Raw genomic sequence first — 21,420 nt, forward strand, 5'->3', positions numbered from 1 at the left:
CCGCTGGTGCTCAACCGGCCGCTGGTGCTCAGCCCGCCTGGGCGTAGTCCGTCAGTATCACGCCGGTGGCGAGGGACTCCTCGTACTCCGTGCGGGCCGTCTCCAGCAACCGCCGCCAGGAGATCACCGTCGGACGGCGGCGCAGCAGCGCCCTGCGCTCGCGCTCCGTCATACCGCCCCAGACCCCGAACTCCACCCGGTTGTCCAGTGCGTCCGCCAGGCACTCCGTCCGAACGGGGCACCCGCTGCACACCGCCTTGGCGCGATTCTGCGCCGCCCCCTGGACGAACAATTCGTCCGGATCACTAGTGCGGCAGGCGGCCTGCGCACTCCAGTCGTCTACCCAGCCCATGCCGGCGCCGTCCTCTCCCGAATCGAGGCTCCCCCACGGCGGCAACGGCATATTCACCGTTGCCAGTTGAGGACGTTACGGAAGAACGACAGGTTGCAACAGCCCCTTCGGGCTCAATCTCGAATGACCCGATTGGACTATGGGTATCACTCAGCTCACTCGTTGGAGTGATCGCAGGTCGCAAGCCTTGCCAGGAACACGGGCGCCACTCTCGCCACGCGCGTCGTCACAGAGCGCCACCAAAAACAGGGGCGCAGCAGGTGACAGCTGCCTAAAAAACGGTCCATCAGGGGACAATTCGGGCAAACCTCATCACTCACAAGAGTGAGCGATGTTGACGCACCGAAGCTGTCGCAAGCTTGTGACAAGCCTAGGCGAACACCTGCGCCTCTGTGCAGTATTCGGCGACGTAGGGTTCTCCCCATGGCACCGAAGCGCCCCCAGGCATCCCAGAGCCCAGGCAACAACGGAGCTCCGCGCGGCCGGCGCCGCGGGTCACCGCTCGAGTTCGCGGGACACGGAGTGAAGTTCCTGGGTGTCAGCGTGCTCTCCGGAGTCCTTCTCGCCGGCATGGCCCTGCCCGCCGTGGGCGCGCTCGGGCTCACCGCGAAGAACACCGCGGAGAGCTTCGACAACATCCCCGACGACTTCAAGACCCCGCCGCTCACCCAGGCCACCCAGATCTTCGACGCCAAGGGCGGCCTGATCGCCAAGGTCTACGAGCGCGACCGCACGGTGCTCACCGCCGACCAGATGTCCCCCTTCATGCGCCAGGCGCAGGTGGACATCGAGGACGCGCGCTTCTACGAGCACGGCGCCGTCGACCTCAAGGGCGTGCTCCGCGCGGTCAGCAAGAACGCCGAGAGCGGCACCGCCTCGCAGGGCGCCTCGACGCTGACCCAGCAGTACGTGAAGAACGTCAACGTCGAGAAGGCCGGCGACGACCAGGCCGCCGTCCTGGAGGCGCAGCGCAAGACCCTGGGCCGCAAGATCCAGGAGCTGAAGGTCGCGATCAAGTTGGAGGAGGACCTGACCAAGGACCAGATCCTCACCAACTACCTGAACATCACCTTCTACGGTCACCAGGCCTACGGCGTGGAGTCGGCGGCCCAGCGGTACTTCAGCAAGAACAACAAGGACCTGACCGTCGCCGAGGCCGCCACCCTGGCCGGCGTGGTGCAGAACCCCTCCCAGTACGACCCGGTGCGCTACCCCGAGAACACGGTGAAGCGGCGCAACGTGGTGATCGACAAGATGCTGGAGAACAAGCACATCACCGCCGACCAGGCGAAGGAGGCGAAGGCCGCCCCGCTGGGTCTGAAGTACAAGGACCCGCAGAACGGCTGCATCACCGCCAACGCCGGGATGGGCTTCTTCTGCGACTACGTCCGGCACGTGGTCAAGCAGGACCCGGTGTTCGGCAAGACCGCCGCCGAGCGCAAGAAGTTCTGGGACCAGGGCGGCCTGAACATCTACACCACCCTCGACCCGGACAAGCAGGCCGCCGCCCAGAACGCAGTGACCAGCAGGGTCAAGGTCACCGACTCGGTGTCGGCCGCCGCGACCATGATGGAGCCGGGCAGCGGCAAGATCCTGGCGATGGCCCAGACCCGCCCGTACGGCCTGGACCCGAACAAGAACCAGACCGTCGTCAACCTCAACGTCGACGCGGCGATGGGCGGCGGCAACGGCTTCCAGCCGGGCTCGACCTTCAAGCCGATCATCGCCGCCGCGGCGCTGGAGTCCGGGATCTCCCCCACCCAGGCGTACCCGTCGGAGAACCGCATCGAGTGGCCGACGATGAAGACCTGCGAAGGCACCTGGAAGAACACCGAGAAGGGCGACAAGCGGTACGTCCCGAACGAGAGCAAGAGCGAGGTCGGCCCGTACGAGCTGAAGCAGGCGATGGCCCTCTCGGTCAACACCTACTTCGTCCAGATGGAGGCCGAGATGGGCCTCTGCCCGGTCAAGCAGATGGCCAACAAGCTCGGCATCACCACCCGGGCCAGCGGTGACAAGCTGGACGTCGTCCCGGCCATCACCCTGGGCACCCAGGAGATGTCCCCGCTGACCATGGCGAACGTCTACGCGACCTTCGCCGCCCGCGGCAAGTACTGCACCCCGATCGCGGTCAACAAGATCACCACGGTGGACGGCAAGGACATCAAGGTCCCGGCCTCCAGCTGCAGCCAGGCGATGTCGGAGAGCACCGCCGACGCGCTCAACACCGTGCTGCTCAACGTGACGGAGAAGGGTACCGGCGCCTCGCTCGGTCTGGAGGACGGCCGCCAGATCGCCGGCAAGACCGGTACCACCGACAAGAAGAAGGCCGCCTGGTTCAACGGCTACACGCCGCAGCTCGCCACCGCCGTCTGGATCGGCGGCCCGGCCGGCGGTGTGGAGATGAAGAACATCAAGATCGGCGACACCTACTACGGCGGCGACGGCGTCTTCGGCGCCACCGGCCCCGGCCCGATCTGGAAGCTGGCGATGGACCAGGCGCTGAAGGGCTCCGCCAAGGAGACCTTCCAGACCGTCAACATCCCGGACCCGGCTCCCAAGCCCGACCCCAACGCCACCCCGACGGCCGGCGCCACCCCGCCGAGCGGCGACGCGGCTGCGGGCGGCAACCCGGCCGGTGGCAACCCCGGCGGTAACCCCGGAGGTGGCAACCCCGGCGGCGGCAACCCCGGGGGCGCGACCAACGCCGGCGGGATGATCGGCGGCGGGTTCACCCTCCCGCCCGGGATCATCGGCGGGAACGGCGGCGGGAACGGCAACGGCGGCGGCCACCACTGATCCGCTGACGGAGCGCCGGACGGCGCGGACCGACGGAAAGGGGCGCCCCCCGAGTGATCACTCGGGGGGCGCCCCTTCGCCGTGGGCACGGTCCTCGCCGTGGGCACGGCCCTCGTCAGCGGCGCGGGCCCTGGCGGGCGGGCGGGCCTTGGCGTGCGGGCGGGCCTTGGCGTGCGGGCCCGTACCGGCACAAGAGCCCGTGCTCAGGAAAGCGCGGCCTTCACCACGGCGGCCACCCGGCCACCCTCGGCCAGACCGTCCACCTGCGGCTTCACCAGCTTCATCACGGCGCCCATGCCCTGCGGCCCGGTCGCGCCGCTCTCGGCGACGGCGGCGGCCACGATCGCCACCAGCTCCTCGTCGGTCAGCTGCTTGGGCAGGTACCCGCCGAGCACCACGCCCTCGGCGCGCTCCCGGTCGGCCTGCGCGGTCCGACCCGCGTTGTCGAACGCCTCGGCGGCCTCCCGGCGCTTCTTCGCCTCGCGGGCGAGCACCTTCAGCACCTCAGCGTCCGAAAGCTCCCGCTTCTCCTTGCCCGCCACCTCCTCGCTGGTGACAGCGGCGAGCGTGAGCCGGATGGTGGACGAGCGAAGCTCGTCCCGTTCCCTGATGGCAGCCGTGAGGTCCTCCTGCAGCTGCGCCTTGAGCGTCGTCATGGGCCCGAGTCTCCCACCTGCGCGGTTCGATCGCCCAGCATTAACGCCCGGCCTTCCCCCCAGCAGCTGTAACTCCTCATAATGGTTACATGACTGCTTCCGACGAACCGCCCTCCGGGCTGGTGCTGAACACGCCCGGGGGCGCGCGGTTCCTCTTCGACCCCGGGGCGCTCTGCCTGGAGCTGCTCGTGACCGGCGGGCCGGGAGCCTACGCACGGTACGAGGTGCTGCACCGGCCGGAGGACCTCGCCGCGTGGCTGCCGCAGTCGCGGCTGCGGCAGCCGGCCGACCGGATCGCCGTCAGCGTTGAGCAGCTCGCCTCCGCGCGGGCCCTGCGCGACGCGCTCTGGCGGCTCGCCGAAGCGCGCGTCCGCGGGGAAGCCGGGGCGGCAGCGGACTACACCGCGCTCAACCGGGCCGCCGCGCACCCCCCGCTGGTCCCGCAGATCGGCCCCGACGGCACCGCCGCGGCGCCGCTGCCGGCCGACGGAGACCAGCTCGTCTCCACCGTCGCGCGCGACGCGATCGCCCTGCTCACCGGCCCGTACGCGGACCGGATCCGCGCGTGCGGCGCCGACAACTGCCAGCTGCTCTTCGTCGACACCTCCCGGCCCGGCCGTCGGCGCTGGTGCTCCATGGAGCGGTGCGGCAACCGGCACAAGGTCCGGGCACTCCGGGCCCGACGCGACCACCCGGACGAGCATCCCGACGAGCACTCCGACCAGCATCCGGGCGGCCGGGAGGCGGGCTGATCGCCGCACAGGGCCCGCCCCCTCCCTCTTCGTCCTCCCCCGGAGGCCACCGGGTTCCGACGCCCGACTCGCCCAACGGGTCGGCGGGATCGGCGAAGCCCCGGACGGCTCCACGGGCGAGCCGCGGAGCCTGCCCGACGGCACCCGGATCCGGCTCGCCTGGCGGCCGACCGGGCGCACCGCCGCGGCAGCCGGCCCCGCACCGCGCCGAAGGCGCATGGAGTACGCCCGCGTGTCCCCCCGCGCCCACCGGACGTTCACCAGCTGATCCGCCGTCTGAGAGCATGGAGCGATGCGACCGCTGTACTCCGTCCCCCTCGGAATCGCCGCCACCGGCGCCGTCTGCCTCGCCTACTCGGTTGGGTACGAGGTGCGTTCCTTCCGGCTGCGCCGGATCGAGGCCCCTGTCCTGCCCCGGGGCGCCCGTCCCATCCGGGTACTGCAGGTCTCCGACATCCACATGGTGAGCGGACAGGGCAAGAAACAGCGCTGGCTGCAGAGCCTCGCCGGACTCCGCCCCGACCTGGTGGTGAACACCGGCGACAACCTCTCCGACCCGCTCGCCGTCCCCGCCACCCTTGACGCGCTCGGGCCGCTGATGAACTTCCCCGGCGTGTACGTCTTCGGGTCGAACGACTACTACGGACCCGCCCGCAAGAACCCGGCCCGGTACCTCCAGGCCATGCGCAGCGGCATCCACGGCATGAACAACCCCGACGGCACCGCCGGCCGCGGGATCAGCGGCGCCGTGCACAACCCGTGGGAGAAGCTGCGCGACGGCTTCGACGCCGCCGGCTGGCTCGACCTCACCAACACCCGGGGCCGGCTGACCGTCGGCGGGCTCGACATGGAGTTCACCGGCCTGGACGACCCGCACATCCGGCGCGACCGCTACAGCGAGGTCACCGGCGGCCCGTCCGCCGACGCCGACCTCTCGATCGCCGTCGTCCACGCCCCCTACCTCCGGGTCCTGGACGCCTTCACCGCCGACCGCTACCCGCTGATCCTGGCCGGCCACACCCACGGCGGCCAGCTCTGCATCCCCTTCTACGGCGCCCTGGTCACCAACTGCGACCTCGACGCCAAGCGGGTCAAGGGCCTCTCCACCCACCAGGCCGGCGGCCGCCGCTCCTACCTGCACGTCTCGGCCGGCTGCGGCACCAACCGCTACACCCCGGTCCGCTTCGCCTGCCCCCCCGAGGCCACCCTCCTCACCCTCACTCCACCCCGCTGACCTGCGACGGACGCCCCCCGGGAATCGGATTTCGTCTCTCGGCGAGCGTCCGGTAGAGTTCTACTCGTCGCGAAGGAGACGGAGCGACAAACAGCAGGACCGGGGTGTGGCGCAGCTTGGTAGCGCGCTTCGTTCGGGACGAAGAGGCCGTGGGTTCAAATCCCGCCACCCCGACCCAGTAACACCAGCTCAGGGCCGGTGTCCTTCACAGGACACCGGCCCTGACTGCTTTTCCCCGGGCTCTCCGGAGAACTCCCGGAGAACTCATCTCCAGAACGTCGCCTGGTGGGCGGCTCGTTCGTCCGGGAGCGCAAGCGGCTGTGGGGCTGCCGGCCTGATGAGGGGTCGAGGGCGCCGAGGGGTCAGAGGAGGGCCGGGAGGTCGGTGCGGGAGGTGATGCCGAGCTTGGGGTAGGCCTTGTAGAGGTGGTGGCCTACCGTGCGGGGGCTGAGGAAGAGCTGGGCGGCGATGTCGCGGTTGGTGAGGCCCTGGGCGGCGAGGCGGACGATCTGGAGCTCCTGCGGGGTGAGGGCGGCGAGTGAGCCCTCGGGGGCGGCGGCGGGGGTGGCCGCGGGGACGGTGGTGCCGGTGGCGGTGAGTTCGGTGCGGGCGCGCTCGGCCCAGGGGTGGGCGGCGAGGCGTTCGAAGGTCTCCAGGGCGGCGCGCAGGTGGGGGCGGGCGTCGGTGCGGCGGCGTTCGCGGCGCAGCCACTCGCCGTAGAGCAGGGCGGTGCGGGCCTGCTCGAACGGGCGGTCGGTGCCGTCGTGGAGCTCCAGGGCGGACCGGTAGGCGGACTCGGCGAGTTCGTCCGGGCCGAGCAGGGCCTGGCAGCGCAGCCGCAGGGCCTCGGTCCAGGGCCGGTCGGCGGCGCGGGCCCAGCGGGCCAGGCGCTCGTACGGTTCAGCGGCGCGGTCGGGGGCTCCGATTCGGACGGCGGCCTCGACCAGGTCGGGGATCGCGCGGGTGGCGCAGACGTGGTGGCGGTAGCGGCCGGTGGTGAGGGCCTGGAGCCGGTCGGCGGCGTCGGCGGCCCGGCCCTGGCCGAGGTCGAGCAGGCCCAGCGCCCACTGGGCCCAGGGCTCGCCGGGGGCGGGGGCGGCGGACCGCGGCGCGTCGGCGGCCGGGTCCGGGCCGGTCAGGGCGGTGGCGGCCAGGGCGACGCACTCCTCGGCGGCGCCGCCGAGGGCGGCCAGGCAGGCGAGCAGGGCGCTGAGTTGGCTGACCCACTGGTGCTGGCCGCTGTCCCGGGCGAGGGCCAGCGCCTCGCCCGCGGTGGCCTCGGCGTCGCGGTGGCGGCCGTGGAAGAGCTCCGCCTCGGCGAGGAAGAACTGCAGGGTGGGCAGGACGCCGAGGGTGCCCTTGGACCGGGCCTCGGCGATGAGTTCACCCGCGAGGTCGATGGTCTCGGCGTCGCGGCCGAGGATCAGGGTCGCGCCGCAGAGCTGGACCAGGTCGCTCGGGGTCTCGGCGCCGGCCCGGCGGGCGGCCGCCGCGGTGTCGCGGGCGGTGGGCAGCGGCGCCGCGGGGCGGCCCAGGGCCGGGAGGACGGCGGCCGGCAGGTGGCGGGCCAGCGCGGTGTGCGGATCGCCCTCGGGCAGCGGGAGCCGGGCCAGCCGGTCGAGCACCGTGACGACCGGCTCCTCGCCGGCGTACCAGGCGGCGTGGAACGCCTGGAAGAGCATCCGTGCGGCGTGCGGCGCCTCGATGTCGGTGGCGGCCGCGTCCAACAGCAGCCGGTAGGCGGCCTGGTAGGAGCCGCGCCAGAAGTGCGCGGTGGCCCGGACGTGGTCGAGCAGGGCGTGCGCGAAGACGCTGTCGGTACGGGCGGCGGCGCGGTCGGCGAGCGCCTCGGCCTGCGCCAACTTGCCTTCCTCGGTGGCGGCTTCGGCGGCCAGTACCAGGCGGCGGGTGGCACCGTCGCGGTCGGGGGTGAGGCGGGCGGCGCGCTCGTACGCGGCGGCCGCGCCGCCGTGGCCGCCGCGGGCCTCGGCGCGCAGGGCGGTGCGCTCCAGCGCGTCCGCGAGGTCGGCGTCGGGCGCGGTGGCGGCGAGGGCGAGGTGCCAGGTACGGCGGTCGCCCTCGCCCAGGGCCTCGCCGATGGCCCGGTGGACGGCCAGTTTCTGCTGGAGCGGCGCGCGTTGGATGATCGCGGCGCGCAGCAGGGGGTGTCGGAAGGCGAGCCGGCGGTCGGCGGTGGTGGAGACCAGGCCCGACTCCTCGGCGGGGGCGAGGTGTTCCGCCGGAACCCCGAGCGCGGCGGCGGCCGGGAGGATGACGTCCAGGTCTCCGTTCTCCTCGGCGGCGGCGACCAGCAGGACCGTCTGGGTGGCCGGCGGCAGGCCGGTGACCTGGCCGTGGAAGGCGATCTGCAGCCGGCTGGTGAGCGGGAGGGCGCCCGGATCGGCGGGGGCGGCCGAGGTGGTGGGCAGTTCGGTGAGGGCGAGCGGGTTGCCGGCCGCCTCGGCGAGCAGCCGGCGGCGCACCTCGCCCGGGAGGACGGTCCCGGCGCGGACGGTGAGCAGGCGGGCGGCGAGCAGCCGGTCGGCGTCCGGCTCGTCGAGCCCGGCCAGGCGGAGCTCCGGCAGTCCGGCCAGCGGAAGCACGTCGGTGGCGCCACCCGGGCCGGCGCCCGGTCCGCCGTCGCGCGCGGCGAGCAGCAGGGCGACACCCTCCGCCTGGAGTCGGCGGGCGGCCAGCAGTACCGCGTCCAGGGAGGCCCGGTCGAGCCACTGGACGTCGTCCAGGACGCACAACAGCGGCTGGTCGGCGGCTAGTTCGGCGAGTAGTCCAAGGGTGGCCAGGCCGGTGAGCAGCCGGTCGGCGGGCGCTCCCCCGGGCGTGGCGGCAACATCGCTGAGTCCGAACGCCGCCTCCAGTGAACGCCGTTGAGGCCCCGGCAGGGCGGCGAGCCGGTCGAGGCCGGGGGCGAGCAGCAGGCTGAGCCCGGCGAAGGGCAGTTCGGCCTCGTACTCGACACCGGCCACGCGGACCACCCGGAACGCGTCACCCGCCGCCGCCACCGCGTGCTCCAGCAGCGCGGTCTTGCCGATGCCGGGCTCCCCGCGCAGCACCAGCACCCCGCTGCGGCCGCCCCTTGCCCCGTCGAGCAGGCCGTCGATCAGCGCCTGCTCCCGTTCCCTCCCGTACAGCATGCCCCGACCCTACCGGCGCGCCCTACGTACACCCCTACCTATGCGTGACGGATTCGCCCGCCGCGCGCCGTCCGTACCTTCATGAGCAGCAGGAACAAGCAGCGGGAACAAGCGGTGGGACGGCGTCGGAGAGTCGCTCAACCACCCACCAGGACAAGGGAGAAGACCATGAACGCCATCCAGGGCAACGACCTCCGCCAGCTCGCCGAGCGCTACCTCGCCACCTGGAACGAGACCGACCCGGCGGCCCGCCGCAAGCTGATCGACGAGCTGTGGAGCGAGGACGGCGGCTACACCGACCCGCTGGCGGCCGTCACCGGCCGGGACGGTATCGACGCCGTGATCGCCGCGGCCCAGGGCCAGTTCGCCGGGCTGGAGTTCACCCTCGGCCCGGTCGACGCCCACCACGACATCGCCCGGTTCACCTGGAACCTCGGGCCGGCCGGGGCCGAGCCCCTGGTGGTCGGCTTCGACGTCCTGGTGGCCGGCCCGGACGGGCGGATCGCCTCCGTGTACGGCTTCCTGGACCGCGTCCCGGGCGCCTGAGCCCTGCGCCACCGGGTGGGGGCGGCATCCGGCCGCCCCCGCCCACCGCCGCGGCGACCGAGCCGCCCACCGCGCCGAACCCCCTTGAGGAGCACCCGAGATGAGCACCGCCCTGCGGACCAGGCCGACCACGGCGAAGAGCCCGGACCCCTCCACCCGGGGGCTGCTGCCGGTCGTGCTGACCACCACCTTCATGACCGCGCTCGACTTCTTCATCGTCAACGTGGCCGTACCGTCCGTCCAAGCCGACCTACGAGCCGGACCGTCCGCCGTCCAATGGGTGATCGCCGGGTTCGGCCTGGCACTGGCCGCCGGCCTGGTCACCGCCGGCCGGCTCGGCGACCGTTACGGGCGGCGCCGGGTGTTCGCCCTCGGTCTGGCCCTGTTCACCCTCGCCTCGGCGGGCTGCGGTCTGGCCCCGACGGCGTCCGCGCTGGTCGGGGCCCGGGTGGTGCAGGGCCTGGCGGCGGCGCTGATGGGCCCGCAGGTGCTGGCCATCCTGCGGACGTCGTTCAGCGGCGCGGCCCAGGCCAGGGCCTTCGCGATGTACGGGCTGACCATGGGCGTCGGTGCGGTGTTCGGCCAGTTGATCGGCGGGGTGCTGATCCGGGCGGACGTGCTCGGCCTGGACTGGCGCAGCTGCTTCCTGATCAACCTGCCGATCGGACTCGCCGCCCTCGCCCTGGTGCGCCGCTGCCTGCCGGAGTCCCGGGCCCCGCAGCGCCCCGGTCTGGACCCGGTGGGCGTGCTGCTGGTCACCCTCGGGCTGACCGGTCTGGTGCTGCCGCTGATCCAGGGCCGTGAGCAGGGCTGGCCGCTGTGGACCTGGCTCTGCCTGGGCGGCGCCGCCGCGCTGCTCGCCGTCTTCGCCGTCCACCAGCACCGGCACACCGGTACGCCGCTGGTGGACACCGGGCTCTTCCGCAGCCGGGCCTTCACCGCGGGTCTGCTCGCCCAGCTGGCCTTCTGGCTCGGCCAGGCGTCCTTCTTCCTGGTGCTCGCCCTGCACCTGCAGCTGGGCCGGGGCCTGGACGCGCTCGGCGCGGGCCTGGTGTTCACCGCGATCGGCCTCGGCTATCTGCTCACCTCCACCCGGGCGCACCTGGTCGCCGCCCGCCTCGGCCGCCAGGCGGTCGCGCTCGGCGGGCTGCTGATGGCGGCCGGGCTGGCCCTGCTGGGCCTCGCCGTGTACGGCGGCGGGACGACCGGCAGCGTCTGGTGGCTGGTGCCGGGCCTGTTCGTGGACGGTCTGGGGATGGGCCTGGTGATCGCCCCGGTGACCGGCGTGGTGCTGGCCGGTGTCGAGCCGCGGCTGGCCGGTTCGGCGGCCGGGGTGCTGGCCACCGTCCAGCAGGTCGCCGGGGCGCTCGGGATCGCGCTGATCGGCATCCTCTACTACGGCGCCGGCGACCCGGTCGCGGCCTTCGGCCGGAGCCTCGCGGCCCTGACGGTACTGGAGTTGCTGCTGGCGGGCCTGGTCCAGCTGCTGCCGCGCCGGACGGCGGGGGCGGACGCGGGCTGATGCGGCCACTGCCGCACCGGGCGACGGGAACGGACCGCACCGGGCGGCCGGAACGGACCCGAGCGGGGCGGCGGGAGCAGGGCGGGTGGGCCGATCGGGCCCGCCCGCCCGTTCCGTTCCCTCCCGCGGATCGGGTTGGATGGGCGGATGAGCGAGGAGAAGAGCGCCGTACCGGCGTGGGAGCAGCGGTTCAGGGCGGCCCGGGTTTCACTGCCGGACTGGGCGGAGGACGCCCCCGCCCGGGCGCTGTACGTGTCCAACGCGACGGGTACCTACGAGGTGTACGCCTGGGACCGCGCCGACGACACCCACCGCCGGGTCACCGACCGGCCGAACGGCACCACGGACGCCGAGCTGTCCCCCGACGGCGCGTGGGTGTGGTGGTTCGACGACCACGACGGCGACGAGTTCGGCATCTGGCGCCGCCAGCCGTTCGCGGGCCGGCCGGACGGCGCGGACGGCCCCGACGAGGAGGCCGTGCCGGGTCTGGCGGCCTCCTACTCGGCGGGCCTGGCGCTCGGCCGGGACGGCACGGTGGTGGTCGGCCGCTCCACCGACGAGGACGGCACCACCCTGCACCTGCGCCGCCCGGGGGCGGCCGAGGCCGTCGAGATCTACCGGCACGAGGAGTACGGCGGCATCGGGGACCTCAGCTACGACAGCACCCTGCTGGCCATCGACCACACCGAGCACGGCGACGCCATGCACTCCGCGCTGCGGGTGGTCCGGCTGGCCGACGGTACGACCGTCGCCGAGCTGGACGAGGTCACCGGCCGGGCCGAGCCGCGCGGCGTCGCCTGCCTCGGCTTCGCCCCGGTCGAGGGCGACACCCGGCTGCTGGTCGCCCACCAGCGCAGCGGCCGCTGGGAGCCGATGCTCTGGGACGTCGCGACCGGTGCCGAGACGGCGCTGGAGCTGCGCGACGAGCAGGGGCGCGAGCTGCCCGGCGACGTCTCGGCGCAGTGGCGCCCGGGGGCCCGGTCGCTGCTGGTCGAGCACGAGTACGAGGCGCGCAGCGAGCTGTTCTCCTACTCCCTGGACACCGGGACGCTGACCCGGCTGGAGACCCCGCGCGGCACGGTCGGCGGGGCGACCGCCCGCCCGGACGGCACGGTGGAGTTCCTCTGGTCCTCCGCCGCCGAGCCGTCCGCCGTGCGCTCCACCGCCGGGACGGTGGTGCTGCGGGCGCCCGGCCCGGTGCCGCCGGGCTCGGTGCCGGTCGAGGACGTCTGGGTGGAGGGGCCGGGCGGGCGGGTGCACGCCCTGGTCCAGCGGCCGGCCGGCCAGGGCCCGTTCCCGACCGTCTTCGACATCCACGGCGGTCCGACCCACCACGACAGCGACTCCTTCGCCGCCGGGCCGGCCGCCTGGCTGGACCACGGCTTCGCGGTGGTCCGGGTCAACTACCGCGGCTCCACCGGCTACGGGCAGGCCTGGACGGACGCGCTGCGCGAGCGGGTCGGCCTGATCGAGCTGGAGGACATCGCCGCGGTGCGCGCGTGGGCGGTGGCGAGCGGGCTCGCCGACCCGGAGCGGCTGGTGCTCACCGGCGGCTCCTGGGGCGGCTACCTCACCCTGCTCGGGCTCGGTGTCCAGCCGGAGCTCTGGACGCTCGGCGTCGCCGCCGTCCCCGTCGCGGACTACCTCACCGCGTACGACGACGAGATGGAGGCGTTGAAGTCGCTGGACCGCACGCTCTTCGGCGGCACGCCCGCGGAGGTCCCCGAGCGGTGGACGGCCTCGTCGCCGCTGACCTACGTGGAGCGGGTGCGGGTACCTGTCTACATCAGCGCCGGGGTGAACGACCCGCGCTGCCCGATCCGCCAGATCGAGAACTACGTCGAACGGCTGGAGGGACTCGGCACGCCGCACGAGGTCTACCGGTACGACGCCGGGCACGGCTCGCTGGTGGTGGAGGAGCGGATCAAGCAGCTGCGGCTGGAGATCGACTTCGTCCGGCGGCACCTCGCGGAGGCGGGGGTCAGGCAGAATCCGACCGGGGAGGCTCCCGTCGGGGACGGCCCGGCCGGGAGAGTCGACAGGGGGACCGTGTGAGACGTGCGCTGACGATCATGGGGGTGGGGGTGGCCGCGGTGCTCGTGCTCACCGGCTGCTCGGGTCAGGACGACACCGAGGCGGCCTGCCCGCCACCGGCGGGTCCCACGGCCACCGCCACGGCCACCGCCACCCCTACTGCGCCTTCGGCTTCGGCGAGTGCGCGGGCCATGGGCGCGGCGGGAGGCGGCGCCGTGCGGGCGGCCTTCCGGACCGGGGATGGCGGCGTCGTGCCGGCAACCCTTCCCGGCGGAGAGGGCGGCGGCGCGGTCCTGCTGGCCAAGTCCTCCGGGTCGAAGGGGTCCAAGGGCTCGAAGGGGTCGTCCAAGGGACGCACCACCCGCCACCACAGCAACACCTACGACTCGGACGACGACAGCAGCGGCAGCGGTAGCGGCAACAGCAGCCGCTGCGGCAACCAGCCGCCGCCTTCGCAGTCGCCCACGGTGTCCCCGTCGGCGACGCCCGCCAGGCCGGCCACACCTGCGGCGCCCACGGCGGTGCCGGTCCCGTCCAAGCCGGCGGTGCCGGCCGTACCCCCCGTGCCGCCCGCGAAGCCGAGCCGCTGAGCGGGGCGCGCTACTCCAGGACCGGGTCCAGCCCGAGGGCCCGGTCCTGCTCTGCCTCCGCCTCGCGGCGGACCAGGCGGAACCACATGAAGACCACGAACCCGCCGAAGACGAACCACTCCAGGGTGTAGCCCAGGTTCTGGAACGCGCGCAGGCTGAGCCCGTTGCCCCCCTGCGGCTGCACGGTCGGTACCGGGCTCAGCCCGGCCGGCACCGCGTCCGCGGACACCCAGCCGTCGTACCAGCCGTCGTCCGAGAGCTTGTTGACGAGCGCGGCGCGGTTGATCGTGCCGAGCTGGCCCGCCGGGAGCCCGCCGGCCACCGCTCCGCCGCTGCCGCTGGTCTCGCCGGCCTGCAGGCGGCCGGTCACGCTCACCTCGCCCGCGGGCGCCGGGGCCACCGCGGGCCCGCCCCCGGCGGACGCGTCCCCGGCCGGCGTACCCGGGGCCCAGCCGCGGACGACGGCGACGGTGCGGCCGTCGCCGGTGCGCAGCGGGGTGAGGACGTAGTAGCCCTGCTTGCCGTCCACCACCCGGTTGGGGACGAGCAGCTGGTTCGCCTGGTCGAAGGTCCCGGTCACCGTCACCGGCCGGCCGACGGTGTCGGTGGTGACCTGCGGCTGGGCGGCGCTCAGCAGGTCGCCGAGCGGCCTGGCCGGACCGGCCGTGCTCGCCGCCTGCTCGACGTCCTGGTGCGAGGAGACCTTGTCCTCGAAGCGGCCGAGCTGCCAGGTGCCGAGCCAGACGCACACCGCGACGGCGGCCACGGCCAGCGCGGTGCCGCTCAGCCAGCGCGGAGTGAGGAGGAACCGGTACACACCCCCACGGTAACGACTCTTCACACTCCTCCCGACCACAGGGGTCCCCGCCACACCGCCCGGGCCCTGCGGGGTCGGGGTCGGGGTCGGAGCCGCCCGGCCGGGCCGGGCGGACCGGCGCCGGTCGGGTCAGCCCGCCGTCGGGGAGCCGGTCGGGCGCGGGGTCGGGGCGGGGGCGGGCTCGGCCTGGGTGCGGTAGACCGTGCCGGAGCAGGCACCGAGCAGGACGGCGGTGGCGGCGGTCGGACTGCCCGGCGCCGGGGTGTGGGCGAGGGTGACGGTGGGCGGCGGGGTGCTCGGGCCCGTGGTGGCGGTGGCCGTCGGGCTCGGGACGCCGGTCGTACCGGCCGTCGGGGAGGCGGAGGCCGGGGGCGCCGCACTCGGCGGCGCGGAGGCTCCCAGGGCGGGGGCCGCCCCGGTGGAGCCGCCCGAGCTGCCGGGCTGGGCCGCCGCGGAGGCGCCCGGAACGCCGATCCGGCCGACGGGTGCGGTGGTGGGCGAGGGCCCGGTCGGCGCCGGGCAGCCGGTGTCCGGCACCCAGCCGAACTCCACCCGGTACCCGGCCTGCGGGGCGAGGACCAGCCCCGGGCCGTCCCCGGCCGCGGCCGGCGCACCGACGGGCGCGGGCAGCCCGGTCGCCGGGTCACCCGCCGTGTGGTCGACGACCCTGATCCGCGCCGGGTCCGTACCGCTGGCGCCGCTGACCGCGACCGCGCCCGGACCGCCGAGCAGACAGCTGTGCCCGGAGGTGTTGACCACCGTGAAGGACCCGTAGATCCGGCCGTCGCCGTCGGGCGCGCCGACCTGGGAGGTGCCCTGTCCGAGGTCGGCGCGGATACAGAGCGGTACGGGCGGGCCCTCGGTACCGCCCGAGGTGGACGCGGCGGGGGAGGCCGCCGGGCCGGTGCCCGGGCCGGTGGTGCTCGTCCAGGCGCTGGGCGAGGCGCTGGCGGAGCCGGACGGGCTGCCGGTGCCGCCGGTACCGCTGGTGGCGGGGCGCGGCGGCCAGACCGGACCGGCGGAGCCGCCGCCGGTCGTCCCCGGGCCGCCGGTGGCCACCGGGGCGGCGCTGCTGTGCTCGGAGGGCGAGCCGGGGCCGCCGGAGAGGCCGAGGTGCTCGTCGTCGTGCAGGGTCGGCAGGGCGACGGCCACCGCGACCGCGAGCGCGGCGGCCCCGGTCCAGGCGCCGCGCCGGGCGGCCCGCCGGCGGGGTACCGCGCGGCGGATCCGGTGCAGGCCGGCGGGGTCGGGCTGGACGTCGGACACCGCCCGCTGCATCAGCGCGCGGACCAGGCGCTCCTCCTGGTCCGGACCGTCCGCGCCGCCGGTGGGTCCGCCCCCGGTGGGTCCGCCCCCGGGGGAGGCGCCACCGAGGGGCGCACCGGCGACGGGAGCACCGGCAGCGGACGCATCGCCGAGGGGCGCCCCGGCGGTCCGCCGTTCCGGGCCGACCGGGTCGGCGGAGCCCTGCTCGCCCTGCCGATCGTCACTCATGTCCCGGCCTCCATCTGGACCCGCAATGCGGCCAGCCCCCGCGAGCCGTACGCCTTCACCGAGCCGAGCGAGATGCCCAGGGCCTCTGCGACCTGCGCCTCCGTCATGTCCACGAAGTAACGCAGCACCAGAACCTCCCGCTGACGGCGTTGCAGACCCCGCAGCGCGGCCTTCAACTGATCGCGCTCCAGCGCATCGTAGGCGCCTTCTTCTGCACTGGCCATGTCAGGCATGGGCTTCGGCAGCAGCCGCAGACCGAGGATCCGGCGGCGCAGGGTGGAGCGGGACAGGTTGACCACGGTCTGCCGCAGATAGGCGAGGGTCTTGTCCGGCTCCCGCACCCGCCGCCGGGCCGCGTGCACCCGGATGAACGCCTCCTGCACCACGTCCTCGCAGGTGGAGAGGTCGTCGAGGAGCAGCGCGGCCAGCCGCAGCAGGGAGCGGTAGTGGGCTTGGTAGGTCTCGGTGAGCAGGTCCTCGCTGGTGCCCGCGCCGAGGCCGGCCCCGGAGTCCGCCGGGCCGGGTGCGACCGCCGTCATCTGGCTATCTTCCGGCCTATCCGCGGGCCGCGGGACGTGCGTCTCGGCGGGCCGCCGGCCGCCCCTGTCCACCGGTCGCGGGGCACGCAGCGGGAGCGTCACCGCGGCCGTCGCCGAGATGCCCGCCCGTACCCCCACCATCACGTTCGCCACGCCCGTTGGACACTCGATCCCCTGTCATGGTTGCCCAGCCCGCGGGACATTCTTCCGTATGCGTGGAAGACCCCTCCAGGGGATCCGAGGGGGGATTCCGGACAGGAATGTGCAGACGCCGTTCGCAGCCGCCGACGGAGGGTCAGCCGGAGAGCTCGCCCGCCACCAGTTCGGCGAGCTGAAGGGCGTTCAGCGCCGCGCCCTTGCGCAGGTTGTCGCCGCAGAGGAAGAGGTCCAGCGCGGCCGGGTCGTCCAGCGCCCGCCGCACCCGGCCGACCCAGACCGGGTCCGTCCCGACCACGTCGTTGGGGGTGGGGAACTCCCCCGCCGCCGGGTCGTCGTACAGCACCACGCCCGGGGCGTCCCGGAGGATCTGCTGCGCGTGCTCCTGGGTGACCTCGCGCTCGAAGACCGCGTGCACGGCCAGCGCGTGGGTGCGGATCACGGGGATGCGCACACAGGTCGCGGAGACCTTGAGGCCGGGCAGGCCGAGGATCTTGCGCGACTCGTTGCGGAGCTTCAGCTCCTCGGACGACCAGCCGTCGTCCATCAGCGAGCCCGCCCACGGCACCGCGTTGAACGCCAGCGGCGCCGCGAACGGCCCGTGGTCGGCGATCACCGCACGCAGGTCACCGGTCTGTTCGCCGACCTCGGTGCCGGCGACCAGCGCGACCTGGTCGCGCAGCGCGTCCACCCCGGCGCGGCCCTCGCCGGAGGCCGCCTGGTAGGTGGCGACGACGAGTTCGGCCAGCCCGTACTCGGCGTGCAGCGCGCCGATCGCCGCGATCATCGCGAGGGTGCCGCAGTTCGGTCCGGCGACGATGCCGCGCGGCCGGATCCGCAGCGCGGCCGCGTTGACCTCGGGGACGACCAGCGGGACGTCCCCGGCCATCCGGAACGCGCCGGAGTTGTCCACCACCACGACGCCCTTGGCCGCCGCGATCGGCGCCCACTGCGCGGAGACCTCGTCGGGCACGTCGAACAGCGCGACGTTTATCCCGTCGAAGGCCTCCTCCGCGAGCGGCACCACCTCGACGGGCTCCCCGCGCACGGTCAGCTTGCGGCCGGCCGAGCGCGGGGAGGCGACGAGACGGATCTCGCCCCAGATGTCCTGGCGCAGGGAGAGGAGGCCGAGGAGCACCTCGCCGACCGCGCCGGTGGCGCCGACGACGGCGAGGTTCGGCCGCCGGGTCATCGCCCGGTGCCTCCGTAGACGACCGCCTCGTCCGTGTCGCTGTCCAGTCCGAAGGCGGTGTGGACGGCGCGCACGGCCTCGTTGACGTCGTCGGCGCGGGTGACGACCGAGATGCGGATCTCCGAGGTGGAGATCAGCTCGATGTTGACGCCGGCCTCGGAGAGCGCCTCGAAGAAGGTCGCGGTGACGCCCGGGTTGGAGCGCATGCCGGCGCCGACCAGGGAGATCTTGCCGATCGCGTCGTCGTAGCGCAGCGACTCGTAGCCGATGCCCTCCTTGACCCGGCCGAGCGCGTCGATGGCCTTCTGGCCCTCGGTCTTCGGCAGGGTGAAGGAGATGTCCGTCAGGCCGGTCGACGCGGCGGAGACGTTCTGCACCACCATGTCGATGTTGACCTCGGCGTCCGCGATCGCGCGGAAGATGCGCGCCGCCTCGCCCGGCTTGTCCGGCACTCCGACGACGGTGACCTTGGCCTCCGAAGTGTCGTGGGCGACTCCGGAGATGATGGCCTGCTCCATCTCGCCCCCTTCGGGCTGGTTCGGGTTGTCGTTGCTGACGATCGTGCCGGGAAGGCCCGAGAAGGACGAGCGTACGTGAATCGGGATGTTGTAGCGCCGCGCGTACTCGACACAGCGGTCGAGCAGGACCTTGGAACCGGACGAGGCCAGCTCCAGCATGTCCTCGTACGCGATCCAGTCGATCTTGCGGGCCTTCTTCACCACGCGCGGGTCGGCGGTGAACACGCCGTCCACGTCGGTGTAGATCTCGCAGACCTCGGCCCTGAGGGCCGCGGCGAGGGCGACGGCGGTGGTGTCCGAGCCGCCGCGGCCGAGCGTGGTGATGTCCTTGCTGCTCTGCGAGACGCCCTGGAAGCCGGCCACGATCGCGATGTTGCCCTCGTCCAGGGCGGTGCGGATGCGACCCGGCGTCACGTCGATGATGCGCGCCTTGTTGTGGACGGAGTCGGTGATGACACCGGCCTGGCTGCCCGTGAAGGACTGGGCCTCGTGACCCAGGGATCTGATCGCCATGGCCAGCAGGGCCATGGAGATGCGCTCTCCAGCGGTCAGCAGCATGTCGAACTCGCGGCCGGCAGGGATGGGTGACACCTGCTCCGCCAGTTCGATGAGCTCGTCCGTCGTGTCGCCCATCGCGGACACCACGACGACGACCTCATGGCCGGCCTTCTTGGTGTCAACGATTCGACGGGCCACGCGCTTGATGCCCTCGGCATCCGCAACGGATGAGCCGCCGTACTTCTGCACGACAAGGCCCACGTGCGCTCCTCGACTTGTGTCGTTTCCGGGGGCTCCAGGCCCCCGCACCCCCGGGTGGCGGAGGTTGTGCGGTCGGCGCCAGTCTACCGAGCAGGGGTGCCGCGACTGTCGCTTTCCATATGATGAGACACCGGTTTCAGCAGGTGGGCGGCGGTGCCGGGGCGACGACCGGCAGGTCTGCGGGGTATTCGGTACGGCCCCGAAGAATCGGCGGGTGAACGGACGGTGCCCGGGGTTTTTCCCTTTTCCCGGAAAACCCTGAGGTTTACGTCACAATCCGTTCCCGCTGATCCGTTCCTGCCGATCCGTTCCCACCAGGCCCTTCCCATCGGGCCGTTTTCCGGCCCGTTTCCGGGCCGTTTCGCCCTCGCCGGTCCGTTTCCGGCTTGTCCCGGTGGAGGCCTGAGCCGTTGCTAACGGCCGAGGCCGAGCTCGGCCGCCATCAGGTCGCCGGCCTGCTGCTCCAGCTGCTCGTCGGTCAGCCCGTCGTCGTCGGTGTCCGCGCCGTCCGGCACCGCGCCGATCGGGCTGTCCAGCCGCACGTGTGCGATCAGCGACTGCAGCGCCCGCAACACCGCCGAGCAGGTCGTGCCCCAGTTGGACAGGTACGAGAACTGCCACCACCAGAGCGCCTCGCTGATCCGCCCCTCGCGGTAGTGGGTCAGACCGTGCTGGAGCTCGCTGACCACGCCGGCCAGGTCGTCCGAGATCCGGAACGCGTTCGGCTTCTCCGGCGGCCCGTACGGGTCGAAGACCTCGTGGTAGACGTCGATCGGCGCCAGCAGCACGGCCAGCCGCTCGCGCAGCTGCTCACCGTCCGGCTCCGGTCCGGTGTCGGGCTCGAAGCGGTCCTCCGGGACGACGTCCTCGATCGCGCCGAGCCGGCCGCCGGCCAGCAGCAGCTGCGAGACCTCCAGGAGCAGCAGGGAGACCGCGCTGCCGGGCTCGTCGCCCTTGGCAACCTCGGTGACGGCGAGCACGAAGCTCTCCACCGAGTCCGCGATCTGCACCGCGAAGTCGTCCGGCTCCGAGCCGTGCGCATGGGTGTGCGGGGCGTGCCGGTCCGCCTGCGGGCCGGCCTGGTGGGGCGTGTGGGGCTGCTGGTTGATCGTCCGGTCAGACATCGAGCAGTCGTCTCCCTTCGAAGGCGCGACCGAGGGTGACCTCGTCCGCGTACTCCAGATCCCCGCCGACGGGCAGTCCGCTCGCCAGCCGGGTCACCTTCAGGCCCATCGGCTTGCAGAGCCGGGCCAGGTAGGTGGCGGTCGCCTCCCCCTCCAGGTTGGGGTCGGTGGCCAGGATCAGCTCGGTGACCGTGCCGTCCGCGAGGCGCGACAGCAGCTCGCGGATCCGCAGGTCGTCCGGGCCGACGCCCTCGATCGGGCTGATCGCGCCGCCCAGGACGTGGTACCGGCCGCGGAACTCACGGGTGCGCTCGATCGCGACGACGTCCTTGGACTCCTCGACCACGCAGATCACCGCGAGGTCGCGGCGCGGGTCCAGACAGACCCGGCACTGCTCGGCCTCGGCGACATTGCCGCAGACCGCGCAGAAGCGGACCTTGTCCTTGACCTCCAGCAGCGCGTGCGCCAGCCGGCGGACGTCGGTCGGGTCGGCCTGCAGGATGTGGAAGGCGATCCGCTGCGCGCTCTTGGGCCCGACGCCGGGCAGCCTGCCCAGTTCGTCGATCAGGTCCTGAACCACGCCCTCGTACAACGTCGCGCCTTCCCTCGTGCGGCTGCAGGTGCTCCGGTGGTGCTCCGGTGCCATCATCCAACGAATCGGGCGTCGGACACACCGTCCGACGCCCGACTCCCACATAAATCACATGGGCCTGTTGCCTGAACTTCAGACCTTCACAGGCACCAGGGGCTGCGGTTCCGGGGCTCCAGGCCGCCGGAGTGCCCGCGTGCCGGGGTTCAGAACGGCAGACCGGGGATGCCGCCGCCGCCCAGGCCCTGGGTCAGTGGGCCCATCCGCTCGGCCTGCAGCTTCTGCGCCGCCTGGTTCGCGTCCCGGACGGCCGCCAGGACCAGGTCGGCCAGCGTCTCGGTGTCCTCCGGGTCGACCGCGGCCGGGGCGATGGTCAGCGCCACCAGCTCGCCGGCGCCGGTCACCGTGGCCTCGACCAGGCCGCCGCCCGCCGAACCGTTCACCTTCGTCTCGGCCAGCTCCTGCTGGGCCCGGGCGAGATCCTCCTGCATCTTCTGCGCCTGCTTGAGCAGCTGCTGCATGTTGGGCTGACCACCACCGGGGAACACGGCTCACTCCTTGCGTTCTGCGCTCTGCGTAACGTTCTGCGTTCTGC

Annotated in this window: 18 protein-coding genes and 1 tRNA gene; 8 read left to right on the forward strand and 11 right to left on the reverse strand. The window is 73.4% G+C overall.

From position 1 onward, the window contains the following. Positions 1-28: 28 nt before the first annotated feature. Entirely contained in the window at positions 29-352 is a 324-nt protein-coding gene (locus ACFVVX_RS29215) for a WhiB family transcriptional regulator (RefSeq protein WP_030240986.1), read from the reverse strand. Between the two features lie 522 nt (positions 353-874). Here ACFVVX_RS29215 and ACFVVX_RS29220 point away from each other — a divergent pair. Then, a complete protein-coding gene (locus tag ACFVVX_RS29220; protein WP_387949870.1) occupies positions 875-3,151 on the forward strand; it encodes a transglycosylase domain-containing protein in 2,277 nt (758 codons plus the stop codon). 203 nt (positions 3,152-3,354) lie between these two features. Here ACFVVX_RS29220 and ACFVVX_RS29225 read toward each other — a convergent pair whose 3' ends face one another. Beyond that, the gene (locus ACFVVX_RS29225) at positions 3,355-3,807 is read right to left on the reverse strand and encodes a GatB/YqeY domain-containing protein (protein ID WP_387949871.1); all 453 of its coding nucleotides are present in this window, start codon (positions 3,805-3,807) and stop codon (positions 3,355-3,357) included. Between the two features lie 89 nt (positions 3,808-3,896). Here ACFVVX_RS29225 and ACFVVX_RS29230 point away from each other — a divergent pair, with 89 nt between their 5' ends. The 3 genes from ACFVVX_RS29230 (at position 3,897) to ACFVVX_RS29240 (ending at position 5,967) form a co-directional block, all read left to right on the forward strand. Beyond that, positions 3,897-4,559, forward strand: coding sequence for a CGNR zinc finger domain-containing protein (locus ACFVVX_RS29230; protein WP_387949873.1), 663 nt, complete (start codon positions 3,897-3,899; stop codon positions 4,557-4,559). A 292-nt stretch (positions 4,560-4,851) separates the two neighbouring features. Then, on the forward strand, positions 4,852-5,793 hold the full coding sequence (locus tag ACFVVX_RS29235; protein WP_387949874.1) for a metallophosphoesterase: 942 nt from the start codon (positions 4,852-4,854) through the stop codon (positions 5,791-5,793). A 100-nt stretch (positions 5,794-5,893) separates the two neighbouring features. Next, positions 5,894-5,967 (forward strand) — tRNA-Pro (locus ACFVVX_RS29240). Between the two features lie 188 nt (positions 5,968-6,155). Here the strand turns inward: ACFVVX_RS29240 and ACFVVX_RS29245 are convergent. Then, a complete protein-coding gene (locus ACFVVX_RS29245; RefSeq protein ID WP_387949875.1) occupies positions 6,156-8,945 on the reverse strand; it encodes an ATP-binding protein in 2,790 nt (929 codons plus the stop codon). A 168-nt stretch (positions 8,946-9,113) separates the two neighbouring features. Here ACFVVX_RS29245 and ACFVVX_RS29250 point away from each other — a divergent pair, with 168 nt between their 5' ends. The 4 genes from ACFVVX_RS29250 to ACFVVX_RS29265 all read left to right on the forward strand — a co-directional run bounded on the left by ACFVVX_RS29250 (position 9,114) and on the right by ACFVVX_RS29265 (position 13,637). Continuing rightward, complete coding sequence (locus ACFVVX_RS29250) at positions 9,114-9,491, forward strand: nuclear transport factor 2 family protein (protein ID WP_387949877.1); 378 nt, start codon at positions 9,114-9,116, stop codon at positions 9,489-9,491. A 100-nt stretch (positions 9,492-9,591) separates the two neighbouring features. Continuing rightward, positions 9,592-11,013, forward strand: a complete 1,422-nt coding sequence (locus ACFVVX_RS29255) for an MFS transporter (RefSeq protein ID WP_387949878.1) — start codon at positions 9,592-9,594, stop codon at positions 11,011-11,013. A gap of 147 nt (positions 11,014-11,160) precedes the next feature. Beyond that, positions 11,161-13,068, forward strand: coding sequence for a S9 family peptidase (locus tag ACFVVX_RS29260; RefSeq protein WP_387949880.1), 1,908 nt, complete (start codon positions 11,161-11,163; stop codon positions 13,066-13,068). 230 nt (positions 13,069-13,298) lie between these two features. After that, positions 13,299-13,637 (forward strand): hypothetical protein, encoded by a 339-nt coding sequence (locus ACFVVX_RS29265; RefSeq protein WP_387949882.1) that lies wholly within the window; start codon positions 13,299-13,301, stop codon positions 13,635-13,637. Between the two features lie 10 nt (positions 13,638-13,647). Here the strand turns inward: ACFVVX_RS29265 and ACFVVX_RS29270 are convergent, their stop codons facing one another. The 8 genes from ACFVVX_RS29270 to ACFVVX_RS29305 form a co-directional block, all read right to left on the reverse strand. Then, the gene (locus ACFVVX_RS29270) at positions 13,648-14,454 is read right to left on the reverse strand and encodes an SURF1 family protein (RefSeq protein WP_387949883.1); all 807 of its coding nucleotides are present in this window, start codon (positions 14,452-14,454) and stop codon (positions 13,648-13,650) included. Between the two features lie 129 nt (positions 14,455-14,583). Beyond that, entirely contained in the window at positions 14,584-15,948 is a 1,365-nt protein-coding gene (locus tag ACFVVX_RS29275) for a hypothetical protein (protein WP_387949884.1), read from the reverse strand. Next, positions 15,945-16,487, reverse strand: a complete 543-nt coding sequence (locus ACFVVX_RS29280; protein WP_387949886.1) for a SigE family RNA polymerase sigma factor — start codon at positions 16,485-16,487, stop codon at positions 15,945-15,947. Before ACFVVX_RS29280 ends, ACFVVX_RS29275 begins: the two co-directional genes overlap by 4 nt. Positions 16,488-16,782: 295 nt before the next feature. Then, positions 16,783-17,835, reverse strand: a complete 1,053-nt coding sequence (locus ACFVVX_RS29285; RefSeq protein ID WP_387949888.1) for an aspartate-semialdehyde dehydrogenase — start codon at positions 17,833-17,835, stop codon at positions 16,783-16,785. Further along, positions 17,832-19,112, reverse strand: coding sequence for an aspartate kinase (locus ACFVVX_RS29290; protein ID WP_387949890.1), 1,281 nt, complete (start codon positions 19,110-19,112; stop codon positions 17,832-17,834). The genes ACFVVX_RS29285 and ACFVVX_RS29290 overlap by 4 nt, the downstream gene beginning before the upstream one ends. A 413-nt stretch (positions 19,113-19,525) precedes the next feature. After that, positions 19,526-20,236, reverse strand: a complete 711-nt coding sequence (locus ACFVVX_RS29295) for a DUF5063 domain-containing protein (RefSeq protein WP_387949891.1) — start codon at positions 20,234-20,236, stop codon at positions 19,526-19,528. Further along, positions 20,229-20,828, reverse strand: a complete 600-nt coding sequence (recR, locus tag ACFVVX_RS29300) for a recombination mediator RecR (RefSeq protein ID WP_387949893.1) — start codon at positions 20,826-20,828, stop codon at positions 20,229-20,231. Before recR ends, ACFVVX_RS29295 begins: the two co-directional genes overlap by 8 nt. Before the next feature lie 203 nt (positions 20,829-21,031). Further along, entirely contained in the window at positions 21,032-21,373 is a 342-nt protein-coding gene (locus ACFVVX_RS29305) for a YbaB/EbfC family nucleoid-associated protein (RefSeq protein WP_387949895.1), read from the reverse strand. Positions 21,374-21,420 lie beyond the last annotated feature (47 nt).

The organism is Kitasatospora sp. NPDC058170, assembly GCF_042883905.1.
Lineage (GTDB): Bacteria > Actinomycetota > Actinomycetes > Streptomycetales > Streptomycetaceae > Kitasatospora.